Here is a 17,057-nt window from a genome sequence, read left to right as displayed (position 1 = left end):
TATTAGCGAAACGGAGTGAACGACGATGCAGATGAAGGCTGCCCTGCCCGGCAAATCAAGACTCAACTGGACGATGGCCGGCTTATTCGTCAGCATCTTTTTGACGCAACTTGATCAGACGATCGTCTCGACAGCTCTTCCCACGATTGTGAAGGAGCTGCATGGATTGCCACTGATGTCCTGGGTGTTTACGATTTATATGCTGACTTCTACAATGATGATGCCGATCGCAGGCAAGCTGTCGGATTTGTATGGCCGCAAACGGTTTTATATGTTAGGTCTTGTTGTCTTCATACTCGGATCAGCGCTGTGCGGAATTGCTCAGAGTATGCCGCAGCTGATCTTTTATCGGGCGGTTCAGGGCTTGGGTGCAGGCTTCCTCATCCCTGTCACCTACACGCTGGTGTTCACGAACATGCCAAAGGAACGTGCAGGTATTTATCAGACGCTATATATGGGCGTATTCGCGGTGTCCTCCGTAAGTGGACCGGCGCTCGGCGCCTGGATCACGGAGCACTTGGACTGGCGTTACAATTTCTATATGAACATACCGCTCGGCATACTGGTTTTCGTGGCTATGGTCCGGCTGTTGCCGGTAACGCCCAAGTCGGATGTCAAGCCGAGCGTTGATAAGAGTGGAGCCTTACTGCTCGCCGTATCCACATTCTCCATCTTGCTGGGGCTCAAGCTCGGCGGCGAAGGCGAGGGCTGGCTGTCCTGGCAGGTGGCCGGTTTGCTCGGCTTGGGGTTAAGCTGCTTGGTGGCATTCCTGCGGGTTGAGGTCGTCTCGCCGGAGCCGATCTTACCCCTAGCCATGTTCCGTAACCGGGCCATTAGCGGGACGCTGGCAGCGACCTTCCTGCAGGGCGCGATAATGTACGGATCGCTCATATACATTCCGCTTTTCGTCCAAGGTAGCCTGGGCGGTGATGCCTCGGACACCGGAGGCGTCTTAACGCCGTTCATGTTTTCCGTTATGGTGGGGGCCGCAGTCAGCGGTTCGCTTATCAAATGGTGGAGCTGGCGCGTCTGCATCTTCGTTGCTATGCTGATCAGTGCCGGGGGGCTGCTTGGGATGACTGCGGCCAGCCTGAATATCGGCCCATGGCATATCCGCTTCCTGATGATTCTGATCGGTGTTGGCGTTGGCATCATGATGACGGTCGGACAGATGGCTGTCACCTTCAGTGCCGATGAGCGGATTAAAGGGGTCGCGACTTCATCTGTAGGCTTCTTCCGCTCGGTCGGAGGTGTGTTTGGGACGGCTGTCATGGCGGCTGTTATCAACATGCGGCTTGTCCGCGAGCTTCCCGCCGGAGCAGCGGGTGAAGGAAGCGCCGATCAGCAGATTCAGCGGTTGCTTGAGGGGAGCAGTATGAATGGGCAAAGTGCCGCCGCTACGAAGGAAGCACTGGCCGCAGCCGTGCATGCAGGCTTCTGGTTTCTGGCAGCCGCAGCTGCGCTCGGTCTTGTGGCAGCATGGTGGACGGGCCGCAGCCGTTTCACGGACACGACCGCCGAGGAGTCACGAGTAGACATAGTATCGGTGGGCTAATCTCGTTGGTGAGTCCTGGTGGTTGTTCATGTGGATGTGACATATCAGAAAATTATTTGATTAAAAATAGGACGATGTTCTCGGCAAAAGTACGATATGCCTTGGACAGCGTCCGTTTTCAGTGCAATTATTAGATTTGTGAATAAGCAGAATTTATTGACAATATTTCTTCTCTATGACTAAATTAATAATGATAATCAATATCATAATAGAGAAGGGGCGTAAATTTGAAAGTGAATAGAAAACGTATTATTCCGTTGCTTATTTTATTAGTAGTCATGATTAGCGGGTGTGGAGCTCAAAAGGCTATGAATGATTCCTCTTCCCCAAGCCCAAGTGAAGCGGCAGCTTCCAATCAGGCGGGAAATAATGATACAATCGTCTATCAATCGGAGCGTGGACCGGTAGAAGTACCTGCTCATCCCAAGCGCATTGTCGCGCTAACTAGTGCATCTAACGTACTGTCGCTCGGCATACCACTTGTTGGCGTTGATGAATGGACTTATGGTAATTCTCTATTCGCAGACAAGCTGCAAGGGGTAAACGTGGTGTCCGATGAGAATGTTGAGAGTATTCTGGATCTTGAACCGGACCTGATTCTCGCAGCGGCACACAACAAAAATATTGATAAGTTCGAGAAGATTGCTCCGACTGTAGTCTATACGTGGGGCAAAAACGATTATTTGAAGCAGCACCTGGAAGTCGGGAAGCTCTTGAATAAGGAGAAGGAAGCGCAGGCCTGGATCGATGATTTCACAGAGCGTTCGCAAGAACTGAGCCGCAAAATCAAAGCCAAAATCGGGGAGAATGGAACCGTGTCCGTGCTGGAAGGCGACAACAAGAGCTTCTACGTCTTTGGTAATAACTTCGCGCGGGGAACGGAATTGCTCTATCAAATGATGCAGCTGAATATGCCGGACAAAGTGAAGAAGGATGCGCTCGGCCCAGGTTTATTTGCCGTATCTAATGAAGTGCTGGGTGATTATGCCGGAGACTATATCGTCCTGAGCAAAAATGCCAAGGTCGATAATTCCTTCATGGAATCGCCAATCTGGAAGAACCTCCCGGCTGTTGCCAATCATCATGTGATTGAGATTGACACGGAATCCTCCTCATATAGTGATCCCATCACACTTGAGAATTTATTCAGCATTTTTGAAAAAGGATTTTTGCAGTAACCGTTCAACTATTACTAGTAAGTATGAAGTTTCAAAAGCTGATTGGACGCCGTCCGATCAGCTTTTTTATTTGTTCACAGCAAGTGGTGCAGTTGTATGGGAGCAAAAAGTTCAGGGAAAGCTTGGGGAATGGACTGACTATTGGGCAATACTGGAACCGATTTTTTCAGGTTTGAAAAATGTCGCAATTCATCATAAAAATAAGATATAAATCCATTCATATCAAGCCCTTTGTCGTAGCTTTTATGCTTTGTGTTTGAGAAAATATAACCCAAGGAGATTAGAAAAAGATGCTTACAGACATCGATGCAATCGCTTGCAATCATCCTAGAATGCATACGATTTTAAAAGATTGTCCCTTTGAAGTTTTACGTGAAATGGAGATTCAGACGTTCAAGAAGAACAAGTTTTATTTACCACAAGGGGAGATGCATGCCTTCGTCTACATTGTTGTAAGCGGGAACGTTAAAGTCTATGTCATGAATGAAAGCGCTAAACAGGTAACGCTTGATATCTATTCTTGCGGTAATTTTATTGGTGAACAAGAAGCCATGATCCAGAAACCATTTAGCGCATCAATAGTGAGTATTAGCGAAGTGACTTTAATAAAGATACCTGATAAGGCATTTTTATATTGGCTCTCAAAGGATGCTAATTTCAATCAGATTGTTATTGCTTCTCTATGCGAACAAATGTATAAGCTTACCAATCGGACGATAAAATACAGCTTAGACAGTGTGCGATCACAAATCATTTCATCACTTCTTGAAGAGAGCAATGGGCAGAAATCAGCGATGATCCAGAAGAAGGTCATTTTAGATTCGGTCTCCTCTACCAATAGAAGCGTCTATCGTGTCTTAAATCAGCTTGAAGTGGAAGGGAGTATTGTCATAAGCGGTGATGAGATAGAGATTGTAGATCGTGAGAAATTATGGATTGACCCTGAAAGGAAGAGATAAGAATATGACAGACACACAAGCACACATTCAACTGGACAGCTCGATTAACGTACAAAAAGCCATTTTGGTTGGCGATCCGGCCAGAGTAGATAAAGTTGGCGCACTGATGGATAACGTACAACCCCTGGCATACAATAGAGAATTTAAATCGATCAAAGGCAGTTATCAAGGCGAAGAGATATTAGTTATTTCTACAGGGATCGGGGCCCCATCTGCAGGCATCGCGATGGAGGAGCTGCACAATATAGGGATTACCACGGTCATCAGAGTAGGAAGCTGCGGCGCGATGCAAAAGAACATTCCGCTAGGGTCATTAATTATTGCTACAGGAACTGTTCGAGATGATGGTCTATCCAGTAAATATGTTCCACCCATTTATCCGGCCATTCCAGATCCAGACTTGTTACAGCTAGCTAAAAAGCATTATCCTGAGGGCTATTTCGGTATCACCAGAGCACATGATGGTTTCTATATGGAGAGCAATGAGGCTACAGAACAAGAATGGTCTCAGTATGGTGTATTGGGCGGTGATATGGAGACCAGTATTATCTTTGTATTAGGCACATTGCGTAAAATGAAGGCCTTGTCGATTTTAAATAATGTTGTGTTATACCGTGCTGATCTGTCTGCTGGGGTCAATCATTTGGTCTCAGGGGAGAATACAGTGGCACAAGGCGAACAAGCATCGATTCAATTGGCATTAAGTATTCTAACTGAGCAGGGGGATTGAGCGACATGGAAAATACACAACAACAATCATGGTTGTATAACCAATTCTTTACCGGATGGAAGAAATTCGAGGTGACGTATGCGATTGTTCTGATCCTTTTACAGGTGGTCGCGTACGTAATTGCGCCTGATTCCATTATTGGGATGGTTAGTGGTGTGGCTGGTGTCATTTGTCTAGTATTTGGGATGAAGGGGAAAAAATTAACCTTTGCCTTCGGCTTGGTCCAATGTATAGCCATGACCATGATTGCTTGGCAAAGCCACGCTTATGGCGCATTCGTCATGAATATTTTCTATGTGATCTCCCAGCCAATCGGGTGGTTCTTATGGGGAAATGATGAAGCCGTAAATACAATTAGCGCAAAAACAAAACGGCTCATTTTCCTCGCTGCATTTGTTGCCTGGGCAGTAGGCTGGTTTGTACTAGCAAGAACAGGCGGTCAATTGCCGTATTTCGATAGTATTAATCTCGTGATTTCATTTATTGCACAGGTATTATATATCTGTAAATACAAAGAAAACTGGTCACTATGGATTATTGTCAATATTGCTAATTTGGCTTACTGGTCTGTCCTAACCTATCAAGTAGCGACTGGTCATACCGATGTTGGGACTGTAGGCGGATGTTTATCCCAAGTAGCGCTTCAAGCGGCATTGCTGTTCAACAGTATTTATGCCAATAGAGTCTGGAAATCGTACGAACAAAACCTGAAATGAGATAAAACATTTAATTCCGATAAGAATTATATAAAATGATTGACAAACGCTCATTCCCAGTAATATTATTAGTTAAAATTATTAATTAGTAATTTTCGTTTATTGTATTTTAATAATGTGGACCCACCGTACAGATGGAGGTCTTATGTTCCGAAAGGGACATGAGGCCTCCTTTTTTTGCAAATTTGGAGGGAGGATGATTACATGAGTGAGCAGAAAAGACAAAAACAAATGGTACTTGGAGCAATGATGTTTTTTCCGTCCGGAGGGCATATTTCCAGCTGGCGGCATCCTGAAGTAAATGCGCAAGGACTGCTTGATTTCAACTACTATAAACAAATCCTTCAGACCGCAGAACGTGGTAAATTCGACATGTTCTTCTACGCAGATGAGCTGTATGTGTGGGATCGCTTCGAAACGGGTATCAGTCATGCCAACAGCATTCGTCCAGAACCGTTCACCTTGCTCTCGGCGCTGGCAGTAGTTACGGAGCATATCGGGCTGGCTGCGACAGTCTCCACCACCTACAATGAGCCGTATCATATCGCCCGGAAGCTGGCGACGCTCGATCACCTTAGTAATGGGCGGGCGGCCTGGAATATTGTCACCTCCCAGGCGGATGAGGAGGCGCGCAATTTCAGCCGCGATAAGCATCTGGAGCATAGTAAACGCTACGAACGAGCTGTAGAATTCGTGGATGTGACGCAAGGGCTGTGGGACAGCTGGGAAGATGACGCCCTGCTTCTGGACAAAGAGAGCGGGTATTTCGCGGATAAGGATAAGCTGCATAATATCCAGCACAAGGGAGTCCATTTCCAAGTGCAGGGTCCACTCAATGTGACACGACCCCCGCAAGGTTATCCAGTGCTAGCCCAGGCAGGCGCTTCGGAGTCTGGCAAGGAGGTGGCCGCAGAGAAGGCGGAGGTCGTCTTTGCTCCAATTCACTCCTTCGATGCTGAGGGATTATTGGCTGGTCAGCAGCTCTATGAAGATATTAAAGGGCGAATGGCCAAGTATGGCAGAAGCCGTGATGAATTAAAAATCATACCAGGCATTATGCCGATTATCGGCCAGACGGAAGAGGAGGCGAAGGAGAAGCTTGCTGCGATTGAAAGTTTGCTGCCAGAGCAGCTTGGTCTGGATCTGCTCTCCCATTATCTCGGACAGGATATTTCGTCCTATCCGCTGGATGAGCCGTTGCCATTCCGGCCGGATCTCAGTCAATTTAATCAGAGCAAGAGTGCACTGGAGCGTATTCTTGAGATGATGGACAAGGAACAACTGACGCTTCGTCAGCTGTACCAGCGTTCGACCAACAGACGCGGACTGGCTGGGACACCGGAGCAGATCGCTGATTTCCTGGAGGAATGGTTCCTGAAAGGAGCGGCGGATGGTTTTAATGTTCAGTTCTCCCACCTGCCTGGCGGCTTGGATGATTTCGTGAATCTGGTTGTTCCCGAACTGCAGCGCAGAGGAGTGTTCCGCATCGAATATACAGGGGGGACGTTGCGTGACAATCTGGGACTAAAGCGTCCCGATAACCGTTTTGTTTCTGTCCGCGCAGATCATTTGGCTCATTCATAGCACTGCGTAGTAACAATGAAAGACTTGTATCCATAAACGGAAGATCAATGGAGAGGGGATAGGAGTATGAAGAACAATCAACTTTTTAAACAGTGGGGAAAGAGCAGGAGGGCTTTCCTAGCCATAACTGCAGCAATAGTGCTGACGATTGGAATTTCAGGTTGCTCCAAAGCAGGAGGCGCAGGTTCGGACACGATTCAGATCGCCACCAAAGGGTTTGCGGAGTCCGATATTTTGGCAAATGCCTTAAAGCTGCTTATTGAAGATAAGACTGACCTGAAGGCAATCGTCAAGAAGCTCGATAACAATCTGCTATGGACAGCCTTAAAGGGGAATGAAGTAGACACTTATGTGGAGTATACAGGAACGGCACTCATTAATATTTTGAAAGACAAACCTGAATATGATCCGCAAGTGGTCTATGAGAAGGTGAAGAAGGAGCTGAAGGAGAAAAATCAGATTACAGTGCTGGATCCATTAGGCTTCACTAACTCCTATGCATTCGGAGTGCGCAAGGAGATCGCAGAGAAGCTGGGTCTCAAGACAGGATCGGATATTGCCGCGAAATCCTCAGAGCTGGTCTTCGGAGCAAGTGAAGAGTTTATGAACCGTCCGGATCTCTGGCCGCCGGTTGTCGAGAACTACAAACCTCAATTTAAGGAGATCAAAACGATAGCAGGAGGCTTGGCATATCAGGCCATTGACCAGGGAGTGATCGATGTAGCGATGGTGCAAACCACCTCCGCGCAGGTTCTGGTGAGGCCGATTACGGTGCTAGATGATGATAAGCATGTGTACGTGCCGTATTTTGCCATCCCGGTTGTCCGCGATGAAGTGTTGAAGAAGCATCCAGAGCTGGAGCAGGTTCTGAATTCACTGGCAGGAAAACTCACAGATAAAGAAATGCAACGCCTCAATGGTGAGGTGGAAAATAAGCAACGGGCTCCGATTGAGGTAGCGAAGGAATGGCTGATTGCTATTGGTTTGTTAAAAGGGTAAAGGCATTGCGGTAATGGTATTATAAAATCTCTTTTGAACTCGTGGAATCAGTTCTAAATATGATATGTCTTGAAAAGCAGGGGGGCGATCCCCCTGCTTTTTGATTTTACTGCTATATAAGATAAACAAAAGAAATTAACGAAAAGCGAGGAGGAACGAAGGGGGAAGTTTGGAACTGTAGGAGCGTAGCGCTCGCCTAAAAGCTTTCCGTAGGAAAGCTCGCATCGAAAGCATAAGCTCGCCAGATTTCCTCTTTTCAACCGCTAGAAGCGGTTAAAAAGAGGAAATCTGGACACAACAGCGACCGGAAGTCCAAACATTCCATCGTAATGACGACCCAGCCTTACGTTTGGAGATTGAGTTTGTCTTATATACTCTCCTCGATTTGACTTAAAGTGAACTTTAACTTGTAGAATATGAATTGTGGCTCGGGACCAGAACGTAAGGAGAGCCTTTAAGTTATCCTGGTTGCTTTTCTAAAGTTTGTACAAACTGCGAAATGGGAGGCATGACAATGAACTTGTACGATAAGATTTATATTAATGGGCAATATGTTACACCATCAGGTACAGAAGAGATGGAGCTTATCAACCCTGCGAATCGGCAAATCACCGGCAAGGTCGTATTGGGGAATGTTGGGGATACTCGAAATGCCATTGCGGCAGCCAAAGCTGCATTCAAAACATTTTCGAAGACGAGTGTTGAGGAACGGGCCGAATTTCTGTTCAGGCTGCATAAGTCCCTACTAGAACGGTCCGACCGATTAACAGAAGCTACCGTTAAAGAGTATGGTGCTCCGATTTCCGTGGCCAGAATGTTGACTCATATTGCTGTACATGCATTTTTGCATACGAAGGAAAGTCTTGAATCCTATTCATTTATACGGACGGCTGGTTCGGCAAAAGTTCATATGAAACCCGTCGGTGTCGTTGGGGCCATCACGCCATGGAATGCAAATGCAACACATATGGCGAACAAGATAGCGCCAGTACTCGCAGCAGGCTGTACCATAGTTGTTAAGCCAAGTGAGTTCAGTGCGGCACAAACGGAAATATTTATTGAAGCCATCCATGCCGCCAACATCCCCCAAGGTGTTATCAATATCGTTAATGGCAAGGGAGAAGTAGTAGGAGAGGAATTAACCCGCAATCCAGATGTCACAGGCATAACATTTACAGGTTCTACTCAAATTGGGAAACGGATTGCGGAAGTTGCCGCTGCCAATCTTAAACGGGTCACACTTGAGCTTGGCGGCAAATCTCCAACTGTCATTTTAGAGGATGCTGACTTTACCAAAGCAATTCCTCTGGCAGTAAGCGCCGGATTCATCAACAGCGGCCAGGCATGTCTGGCGGGTACAAGAGTGCTTGTTCCAGAGCCGCGTTTGGAGGAGGTAAAGTCCCTGATGGCTGCTACCATTGACGCCCTAAAAGTCGGGGACCTCTGGAATGATGCTTCAGTGATTGGACCCATGGTGAACCAGAAGCAGTATGATCGGGTTCAACATTATATTAATCAGGCGATCGAAGACGGAGCTGAGGTGGTTGCTGGAGGTGTAGGCAGTCCTGGAGGATTAGAAGCGGGATATTACGTGAAGCCAACGGTGTTTTCTAATGTAACTAATGATATGACAATTGCTCAGGAAGAAGTATTTGGTCCGGTGCTGTCCATTATTACTTATAAGACAGAAGACGAAGCGATAGACATCGCGAACGATACAGCATACGGTCTGCAAGCCTTCGTCTTTTCTGGAAGCAAAGAGCGGGGCAATCACGTGGCTGAACAGATTGTAGCTGGCCGGGTTTCCGTCAATGGCTTGCATGACGAGCCGAAAGCGCCTTTTGGCGGGTTCAAAAATTCCGGTATAGGTAGAGATCATGGTACCTATGGTATCGAGGAATACTTGGAACCTAAGTCGATTTTGGGATACGATGCAGTGATTATATAAGTTAGTCGGTACGAAAGCTGGCTGATAGTACTACCACAAGAAGGATTGTCTTCTTGTGGTTTTTTATTTCACCTCAGGAAAGAGGTGTGAACATGGTTGAAATCATTTTTTTAAAATTTAACGAACTATGTACTTTACGAACACTGTTCGTTATGGTATAAATAATGTGTAAACAAGATAAACGAGAACAAAAGGAGGTCGGTGCGCTACTACGATTGGTTCTAAATAAGCACGCGAAATTTCAAGTTGATGATGACTATGATAAAGAAAAGAGGTGGTTCTTCTTTTGAACACACAAGCACAAGCTCAAGGTGCTCCATCCGAATTCTCAATGAAGAAGATCCTGCCGATTCTGCTTGCAGTGGCAACGGGAATGTTTCTAATTATTTTGGACAGTACAATCATGAATGTAGCGGTTCCCAAATTAGTGGACACCTTTCATTCCAATCTCGGTACGATTCAATGGGTGATAACAGCGTACACGTTGGCGCTTTCGGCGGTCATTCCGCTCGCAGGGTGGTTTTCGGATCGCTTCACACCTAAGCGTATGTTTCTTGCAAGCATTGTATTATTTGTTATTGCATCAATGCTTTGTGCACTGGCTCAAACACCAGAGCAGCTGATTATTTATCGCATCTTTCAAGCGCTAGGCGGTGGAATGGTCTCACCAATCGGTATTGCCATGGTGTTCAAGGTATCGCCTCCAGATAAGCGCGGTTCCGTGATGGGGATCCTCGGTATTCCTATGCTGCTCGCTCCGATTTTCGGACCTATATTGTCCGGCTGGTTAATCGAATTTATTAACTGGCACTGGATATTCCTTATTAATCTGCCTGTTGGAATCATTGCTTTCTGGATGGCATGGCGTTACTTACCGGCTTCAAAGCCAGGTAAAGAAATGAAGCTGGATATCTTGGGTGCAATTTTAGCCCCGATTGCCTTTGCTTCGTTAGTGTTCAGTGTGCACCAAGCCGGGGAGAAGGGTTGGCTCGATGATTGGACATTGGGCACGTTGGGACTGGGCGTTGTTACCTTGTTACTATTCATTTGGAATGAGCTTAAACAAAAGCATCCCCTTCTGGAGTTAAGAGTGTTCCGCTCGAAGACATTCACGCATGGCATCATTCTGGCCTGGATGAACCAAATGGCATTATTCGGGAGCATCCTGCTGTTTACCCTCTATTTGCAACAGGCTAAGGGACTTTCACCTCTGGAAGCCGGATTGTACGTGATCCCGCAAGCGATTATGTCAACGATCGGGATTAATATAGGCGGGAAGCTATTTGACCGGTACGGAGTACGCCCGATTGCCTTCATTGGTATTTTTTCTTTAGCGGGTGCACTTTTCGCCTTAACGCATATTAGTACGAGTACTAGTTCATTTTATATTATGTGCAGTTTTGCTTTTGTAGGTCTTGGTCAAGGGTTAACCATGATGCAACTGAATACGCATGTGCTTAAATCAGCTCCAATAGAACTTGTAAACCGTGTTACACCTATTACAACTTCTGCGCAGCAGATTATGTCTTCCTTCGGAATCACAATCACAGCCGCGTACCTGTCTAACCAAATCAGGAGCTTACCGGCACAGCACACTTTGGAACAATTAGGACAAGCATTTGGTCACACGTTTTGGATCACATTATCCTTTGCGCTCATTGCTTTGGTGTTGACGTTCTTTCTTCAAAAATCGTCGGCTCCTCCTAAAAAGGCACGCTAACAGGCTGGCGAATGTAGGAGGACACAATATTTTTTTGTTATTAACGAACAGCGTTCTTTAAGAACGGTATTCGCTGGCTGTTTAAAGCTTAATCTCGTCTTATATAACTTACATGAAGGAGATGCATTACAATGACAACAGTATCTAATGAACAAAAGCGGATTGGGATTATCGGAGCGGGCCCAGGGGGCTTGACACTTGCCCTAATCTTGCAGCGCCAAGGCATTCAGTCCGTTGTTTATGAGCGGGAGCTTCATGACACTAGCCATGAAAGGGGCGGTACTCTTGATATTCACGAAGAATCCGGTCAAAGAGCACTTAAAGAAGCTGGGCTGTTGGAGGAGTTCCAACGTACTGCCCGCTTTGAGGAAGAAGATTTCCGGGTAGTTGATAAAAACGCGAAAATTTATGTCGATGAAGATTCAGATGCAGAATCAGGCGGAGCAGGGACTCGTCCCGAGATTGACCGCGGCGTGCTGTGCGATTTGCTGTTACGAGATCTTGATCAGGGTACGATCAAATATGGTTATAAACTCGTAAAGGCTGTTTCGTTAGAGAACGGCATGACCGAGCTTCATTTTGATAATGGTACTGTGGATACGGTTGACCTCTTGATTGGTGCGGATGGAGCCTTCTCACGTGTACGTCCATTGCTCACAGATGCGGATGTTGAGTACTCCGGTCTGACCATGATTGAACTAAACATCCTGAACGCAGCCCAGAATCACCCGGAATTAGCAGCGTTTAATAAACGTGGTAAAATGTTTGCATTGGATGACAATAAAGGTATCCTTGGTCAATTGAACGGAGATGGACGGATTAAGGTGTACGCTAGTCTTAGAGTGGAAAGAGACTGGTTAGAGACGAGTGGTATTCCGTTCGACCAGCCTAAAGAAGCTAAGGAGCGGTTATTAGAGCTATTCAGTGATTGGGATGAGCAGCTAAAAGATTATATCCGTTACGCTGAAGATGCTATTTTGACCAGACGGATCTATATGCTTCCTATCGGGTTTAAGTGGAATTACAATCCTGGAGTAACCTTGATCGGGGATGCTGCCCATGTCATGTCGCCATTTGCGGGTGAAGGTGTGAATATGGCGATGTATGATGCCTTGGAGCTTGCACTTGCTATTGCCCAGAATCGTGATGATTATGCCAAGGCAATCTTGGATTACGAGGAAAAAATGTATGCATTCTCATCCGTCAAGGCTCAGGAATCGGATTACAGCCTGCAACTTACGTTCTCTGATAATGCCGCTGCCAAGATGGCTGAATTAATCCAGTCCTTCCAAGAGCAATTCGAAGGTCAATAAACATGTTGAATTTCTGACTATGCTATATTATAAAGAGACTATGAAGAATTCTAATCGAATTATTGTAAGTCGTCGTGACCGTCCGGCCAAAGAGCCGTTAAGCCGTGAGCTCATCGTTAAAACCGCCTATGAACTTCTCAAAGAGCAAGGGATGGCAGGGATGAGCATGCGTAAAGTAGCAAAAGCATTGGATACAGGCCCTTCTTCATTGTATGTGTACGTTAATAATCTGGAGGATTTAAGCTCTTATGTTCTGGATTACGGACTTGGTGAATTAGTGCTGCCTGATTCCGAGAAGGGTTCATGGAAGGAAAGATTGTTCGGAGCTCTTACTGCGTATTTCCTGCTATTAATCGAGCAACCAGGTCTCTCTGAGATTTCACTGTCCACGATGCCACGGGGAGACCAATACCTTGAGTTGGTCGAATACCTCCTTACCGCGCTGCATGAAGGTGGAGCCAAATCGGCGGCAGCAGCCTGGGGAGTGGATCTGCTACTGTTATACGTCACATCTACAGCCTTCGAGAAGCATTCCTGGAGGAAACATGGCACTGTGGAGATGCCTGCCATCAAAGAATCCTTTAAAAAAGCAGACCCTGTTCGTTTTCCGTTCATTCACAGTCTGACTGAAGAATTATTCTCGGGAGGCGAGGTCGTCATGGACCGGTTCCATTGGGGACTTGAAGTGATGTTACAGGGAATTAAGCTGGACAAGAATTAAGAGGAAGTAATCATATTCAAACAAGGAAAAGCAACTGATTAATTTCGGTTGCTTTTTCTTTATGATTTGCCTTGTTAAATTGTCTAACGGTTCAGCATGAGATTGAGCTGGCGTATATAAGGTGCTAACTCGCTGACAGAATCCAAAAAGTTGGTGTATACCCGCAGAAGGGTACCATTAGGCTTTGATTGTCCTAACTCCGTCTTCAGTAGTTCGATGACCTCCAGTAATTCAATCCGAATATGCTCTGGTTGTGGCAGCTCGTGGATCTTATCGGCAAAAAACTTTAGAAATTCATCCAGGTTGTTCTGCCGGGTGTCGTTATCCATTGGATTGATTTGATTGAAAAAAGCACTTGAGGTCTTAAGCACAGGTTCAGGCTTACTGGCGATCAAGTCCCCGATGATGATATCCAGCCGGTCCACGAAGAAGCCTGCTAATTCGGCCATGGGAACAGCAATCAGAGCTTGGACCGCATGCGACAAATATTCTTTGATCATACCGCGGAAGATGGTCACAACATCCCCCAGATAAGGAACAATCGGCTCACCATACGCTTCATAGAAGCAATCCTGATGTAATATCAGCAATGAGGCGCGTTTTTTTCGCCACTCCACTACAAAGTTGTCATTGCTTGTGATTGGGAGCTCTTTAAACTCACTGGTGAAAAAATAATTTTCAAGCATATATTGCATCTGATGCTCGATCTTAAGACGCAGCACTTCCTTCGGTGGAAGCCCCTCAAGCGAAAGTCTCCGATCTAGCTGCCTGGCCTCTTCGAATAGAATTCTGTGTACCTCGACAAATACGCCAGTAAATAAATCTTCTTTAGATGGAAACACTTTATAGATGCTGGCCTTGGCCATGCTACAAGCTTCTGCAATATCCTGCATGGAGGCAGCGAAATATCCGTTTTCCCTAAAAATGCACATTGCTGTTTCAATAATTTGTTGTCTTTTGAATTGTTCCAACTTAACCACCCCTACACATTCTGACATGTCCCTTCCATGTGGTCAATAAAGGAATTTGACGACAAAACCCGAAAGTCATATAATGAACTTGTCAGTTTTATGAATTTATTCCTAAGGAGGTGAGCCAGAGCATTCGCTTTGGCGCAACATGAAAATTAACGATCAGATTGAAATGCTGGTGCTTACTCTTAAGATGGGTGAGCATGACTTTATCATTAACCCGGTGGCGATCCGTGACGAGCAATCTTATGTATTGGTGGACACCGGTATGCCTGGTTCTTACGGCCAAATTACGGAGCTTTTGACCCAAGCGGGAATTGACCCTGCGGCCCCTCATTCCATTATTTTAACCCATCAGGACGTCGATCATGTAGGCAGCTTGCCGCAGTTCAAGGGTGAAGGCATAGAAGTGTATACTCATGGAGATGACCAGCCTTACATCGATGGACTGAAGCCGATGATTAAATTCAGCGGAGAACGTAAAGAAGGGCTAATTGCCTCTCTTCCGCAAGATCTTGCTGCTGCATTTGAAGCTACTTTTTCTGGAAAAGAAAAGAATGTGACCACCTTACTGGCAGACGGGGAAAAGCTGCCATTCGGAGGCGGATTGACCGTAATCCATACACCAGGACATACGCCTGGACATATCAGTTTGTACCATGAGCCGAGCAAAACGCTTATTGCCGGTGATGCATTGAACGTTGAAGATGGTAAGTTGATCGGTCCTAATCCGGCAGTTACGCCAGATATGCCATTGGCACTGGAATCACTACGCAAGCTGAAGGCTTATCCAATCGAGACTATAATTTGCTACCATGGAGGCATTTTTAAAGGCGATGTTCATCAGGCCCTCGATAAAATAACGGAGAACCTGTAATGAACGGTACCGGCCATTCAGCCCGGGATGCGTTATGGAAGGAGAATAAGTGGGTCCGTTTTCTGGTGACATGTGCCATTGCCGTCCTTGGCGGATTTGTTTTTCAACTGATCCACATGCCAATTCCATGGCTACTCGGCTCGATGGTGTTCCTCGTTATCGGCTCCAGATTATTTAGAGGGATTTCCTTTTACTGGCCTGGTCAAGTGCGCGATACCGGTATGATTATCATCGGCTATACTTTGGGCCTCTCGTTCACCTTGTCGACCTTAACGCAGATCGGACTTCAGCTGCCCACAATGATTCTGTTCACAGCGCTGCTGTTGTTATGTGCCGGGGCCATCGCGTATTTAATTTCGAAATTATCCGGTATTCCTTTCCCAACGGTGCTTATGGGCAGCATTCCCGGAGGCCTCAGCCAGATGATTACATTGGCTGAAGAAGTGAAGGGCATTGATATCACTGTCGTCACCTTTTTGCAGGTATCCCGGCTGATGATGATTATTTTCTGTGTACCGCTGCTGATCTTCAGTCCATTGTTTCATGTCAGTGGTAGCCACAATGCCGTAGCTGCTGCTGCGAGCGGATCTGCTGGATATGCTGTTTTATTTCCGCATATCTTGGTTTTTGCCGCAGTATGCATAGGGAGTGCGTTCATCGCCAAGAAAATCAAGATGCCAACAGCCTTTCTGCTTGGACCAATGATTGGCACGATCCTGCTTAATTTGACCGGGTATGAGGGTCATGCACTGCCCCCCATCGTGCTCAGTCTTTCACAGCTGATGATCGGGGGCTACATTGGGCTGCTGTTGGATCTGGAGAGCCTAAAGAACAAGACAAAAATTGTCTTGCTCGCAATATTGAGCGGAGTGCTGCTGATTGGGGTCTCGATGGGACTTAGCTTCCTGCTGACACAAATGCATGACATCACAATGGTCACCGCGTTTCTCGGCTTATCGCCAGGCGGTATGGACCAGATGGCCCTTATCGCTAAGGAAGTGAACGGCGACCTGTCGATAGTTACATGCTATCAGCTCTTCCGAACGTTGTTTATCTTCTTTGCGGTGCCGCCGGTGCTGAAGCTGGCTTTCCGGTCGCTGCTGAAGGGGAAAAAAGCTACTATATAAAATGAACAAGAGAATGAGTAAGAAAGGCGAGCAGGATTGAGGCTAAGGTGCGAGAAGGTGTGGGGAGGAAGAGTGGGTCGAGAGGTCGATGGTGACTTGAGTGTGATTCACGTTGACCTAAGGGTAACTCACGGCGGTTCATATGTGAGTCTATGGTGAGGCAAAGGGTGGCCTCAAGGGGTCCCAAGTTGCCTCAAGATTGCCTTCATGGTGCCTCGTGCCACAAGAGGTCTTAAGAATGTCTAAAGGGTTACTTAGGGGGCTCAAAAGTGCTTCAAAGGTGACTCGAGGTGTGCCCAGGGTAACGAAAGAGTGACTCAAGTACCCCCGAGCACCATCCAATCACCGCCCAATTATCACCCAAGTGTAAATAGAGGCATTTATGTACCTTAATTATAAGGAACGAAGGGGCTTGCTTCAATTAAGGGCAATTTTGTATGTTAATTCTTACAAATCGTGCTCAATAGCGTGTTTTCACAAAATTAAGATACAATAATGCTCTTATTTTCTTATTTTCCCTCAAAATGGTGAAATTAAGGTGCAAAAATGCTTCTAATTGGGTACGTGATGGGTTGGCGGCTACTTAGATTAGGAACGGGTTGGCAGTTACTTGGCTTTTTGAGATCTGGACTACTGCGGCCTAATGTCCTACCTCTACT

Annotated in this window: 15 protein-coding genes; 14 read left to right on the top strand and 1 reads right to left on the bottom strand. The window is 46.3% G+C overall.

Going from position 1 to position 17,057, the window contains the following annotated elements:
- Positions 1-25 precede the first annotated feature (25 nt).
- From ACFVRY_RS17905 to ACFVRY_RS17850, 12 genes are all read left to right on the top strand, one after another.
- The gene (locus tag ACFVRY_RS17905; protein ID WP_387501627.1) at positions 26-1,555 is read left to right on the top strand and encodes an MDR family MFS transporter; all 1,530 of its coding nucleotides are present in this window, start codon (positions 26-28) and stop codon (positions 1,553-1,555) included.
- A gap of 233 nt (positions 1,556-1,788) precedes the next feature.
- Positions 1,789-2,733: an iron-hydroxamate ABC transporter substrate-binding protein gene (locus tag ACFVRY_RS17900; protein ID WP_387501626.1), complete on the top strand. Its 945-nt coding sequence runs from the start codon at positions 1,789-1,791 to the stop codon at positions 2,731-2,733.
- Complete coding sequence (locus ACFVRY_RS17895; RefSeq protein ID WP_387501625.1) at positions 2,711-2,944, top strand: hypothetical protein; 234 nt, start codon at positions 2,711-2,713, stop codon at positions 2,942-2,944. Before ACFVRY_RS17900 ends, ACFVRY_RS17895 begins: the two co-directional genes overlap by 23 nt.
- A 79-nt stretch (positions 2,945-3,023) precedes the next feature.
- The gene (locus ACFVRY_RS17890) at positions 3,024-3,692 is read left to right on the top strand and encodes a Crp/Fnr family transcriptional regulator (RefSeq protein ID WP_387501624.1); all 669 of its coding nucleotides are present in this window, start codon (positions 3,024-3,026) and stop codon (positions 3,690-3,692) included.
- 4 nt (positions 3,693-3,696) lie between these two features.
- Entirely contained in the window at positions 3,697-4,422 is a 726-nt protein-coding gene (locus ACFVRY_RS17885; RefSeq protein ID WP_387501623.1) for a nucleoside phosphorylase, read from the top strand.
- 5 nt (positions 4,423-4,427) lie between these two features.
- Positions 4,428-5,138: a nicotinamide riboside transporter PnuC gene (gene pnuC, locus ACFVRY_RS17880; protein WP_387501622.1), complete on the top strand. Its 711-nt coding sequence runs from the start codon at positions 4,428-4,430 to the stop codon at positions 5,136-5,138.
- Positions 5,139-5,342: 204 nt separating this feature from the next.
- The gene (locus tag ACFVRY_RS17875; RefSeq protein ID WP_387501621.1) at positions 5,343-6,722 is read left to right on the top strand and encodes an LLM class flavin-dependent oxidoreductase; all 1,380 of its coding nucleotides are present in this window, start codon (positions 5,343-5,345) and stop codon (positions 6,720-6,722) included.
- Positions 6,723-6,788: 66 nt separating this feature from the next.
- Positions 6,789-7,721, top strand: a complete 933-nt coding sequence (locus ACFVRY_RS17870) for an ABC transporter substrate-binding protein (protein ID WP_387501619.1) — start codon at positions 6,789-6,791, stop codon at positions 7,719-7,721.
- A gap of 514 nt (positions 7,722-8,235) precedes the next feature.
- Positions 8,236-9,669 (top strand): aldehyde dehydrogenase family protein, encoded by a 1,434-nt coding sequence (locus ACFVRY_RS17865; protein WP_387501617.1) that lies wholly within the window; start codon positions 8,236-8,238, stop codon positions 9,667-9,669.
- 286 nt (positions 9,670-9,955) lie between these two features.
- Positions 9,956-11,389, top strand: coding sequence for an MDR family MFS transporter (locus ACFVRY_RS17860; protein WP_387501616.1), 1,434 nt, complete (start codon positions 9,956-9,958; stop codon positions 11,387-11,389).
- A 131-nt stretch (positions 11,390-11,520) separates the two neighbouring features.
- The gene (locus ACFVRY_RS17855; protein ID WP_387501615.1) at positions 11,521-12,702 is read left to right on the top strand and encodes an FAD-dependent oxidoreductase; all 1,182 of its coding nucleotides are present in this window, start codon (positions 11,521-11,523) and stop codon (positions 12,700-12,702) included.
- A gap of 40 nt (positions 12,703-12,742) precedes the next feature.
- Positions 12,743-13,423: a TetR/AcrR family transcriptional regulator gene (locus ACFVRY_RS17850; protein WP_387501613.1), complete on the top strand. Its 681-nt coding sequence runs from the start codon at positions 12,743-12,745 to the stop codon at positions 13,421-13,423.
- 83 nt (positions 13,424-13,506) lie between these two features.
- Here ACFVRY_RS17850 and ACFVRY_RS17845 read toward each other — a convergent pair whose 3' ends face one another.
- A complete protein-coding gene (locus tag ACFVRY_RS17845; protein WP_387501612.1) occupies positions 13,507-14,394 on the bottom strand; it encodes a TetR/AcrR family transcriptional regulator in 888 nt (295 codons plus the stop codon).
- 148 nt (positions 14,395-14,542) lie between these two features.
- Between ACFVRY_RS17845 and ACFVRY_RS17840 the strand changes: the two genes are divergently transcribed.
- Both ACFVRY_RS17840 and ACFVRY_RS17835 read left to right on the top strand, forming a co-directional pair.
- Complete coding sequence (locus ACFVRY_RS17840; RefSeq protein ID WP_387501611.1) at positions 14,543-15,271, top strand: MBL fold metallo-hydrolase; 729 nt, start codon at positions 14,543-14,545, stop codon at positions 15,269-15,271.
- Positions 15,271-16,398, top strand: a complete 1,128-nt coding sequence (locus ACFVRY_RS17835) for an AbrB family transcriptional regulator (RefSeq protein ID WP_387501610.1) — start codon at positions 15,271-15,273, stop codon at positions 16,396-16,398. The genes ACFVRY_RS17840 and ACFVRY_RS17835 overlap by 1 nt, the downstream gene beginning before the upstream one ends.
- Positions 16,399-17,057 lie beyond the last annotated feature (659 nt).

Source organism: Paenibacillus sp. NPDC057934 (assembly GCF_042887565.1).
Classification (GTDB): domain Bacteria; phylum Bacillota; class Bacilli; order Paenibacillales; family Paenibacillaceae; genus Paenibacillus_AQ.
This window is presented reverse-complemented; position numbering and strand designations above follow the sequence as displayed.

Coding starts and splice junctions, on each gene's coding strand:
- ACFVRY_RS17865 (WP_387501617.1), top strand. CDS start 8,236: ATGAACTTGTACGATAAGATTTATATTAATGGGCAATATGTTACACCA.
- pnuC (WP_387501622.1), top strand. CDS start 4,428: ATGGAAAATACACAACAACAATCATGGTTGTATAACCAATTCTTTACC.
- ACFVRY_RS17855 (WP_387501615.1), top strand. CDS start 11,521: ATGACAACAGTATCTAATGAACAAAAGCGGATTGGGATTATCGGAGCG.
- ACFVRY_RS17850 (WP_387501613.1), top strand. CDS start 12,743: ATGAAGAATTCTAATCGAATTATTGTAAGTCGTCGTGACCGTCCGGCC.
- ACFVRY_RS17875 (WP_387501621.1), top strand. CDS start 5,343: ATGAGTGAGCAGAAAAGACAAAAACAAATGGTACTTGGAGCAATGATG.
- ACFVRY_RS17890 (WP_387501624.1), top strand. CDS start 3,024: ATGCTTACAGACATCGATGCAATCGCTTGCAATCATCCTAGAATGCAT.
- ACFVRY_RS17905 (WP_387501627.1), top strand. CDS start 26: ATGCAGATGAAGGCTGCCCTGCCCGGCAAATCAAGACTCAACTGGACG.
- ACFVRY_RS17870 (WP_387501619.1), top strand. CDS start 6,789: ATGAAGAACAATCAACTTTTTAAACAGTGGGGAAAGAGCAGGAGGGCT.
- ACFVRY_RS17835 (WP_387501610.1), top strand. CDS start 15,271: ATGAACGGTACCGGCCATTCAGCCCGGGATGCGTTATGGAAGGAGAAT.
- ACFVRY_RS17885 (WP_387501623.1), top strand. CDS start 3,697: ATGACAGACACACAAGCACACATTCAACTGGACAGCTCGATTAACGTA.
- ACFVRY_RS17840 (WP_387501611.1), top strand. CDS start 14,543: ATGAAAATTAACGATCAGATTGAAATGCTGGTGCTTACTCTTAAGATG.